The organism is Bacillus sp. SIMBA_008 (assembly GCF_046535495.1).
Lineage (GTDB): Bacteria > Bacillota > Bacilli > Bacillales > Bacillaceae > Bacillus > Bacillus subtilis.
In genome coordinates, this window is sequence record NZ_JAWRWL010000181.1 from 1 (window position 1) to 328 (window position 328).

At 59.5% G+C, this 328-nt stretch carries 1 protein-coding gene; it reads right to left on the minus strand.

The window, feature by feature from the left end:
• Nucleotides 1-328 (minus strand): hypothetical protein (locus SB658_RS22725; protein ID WP_410602495.1); only part of this gene is annotated, 328 nt, incomplete at both ends.

Sequence of the window (328 nt, forward strand, 5' to 3'; positions counted from 1 at the left end):
CTGAACGCCCCATCAGAACATCGTTGCTCTGGGGCAGAAGACGGCGGGCCGGAAAGACCACGTTACCCCGTTCGTCCGCTGCAAGGGCGTGAATGACGACGACATCGACATCTGCGGCCGGACCCGCATGCCTGGGACGCCCGGTGATCGGGCACGCGAAAAGTTTGATCGAGGGGTTGTATTTAACACTGTCATTGCCGCCCAGAAAAGGAACCGGCCAGAAGGCAAGTCCTTCCTGACTTGCGCGAAAACGGTCCCAGCTCACCATTTCGGGATAGTCCACCACCCTGATGTCGCCGTTTTCCACCGCTCTGCGATAATGACGGGC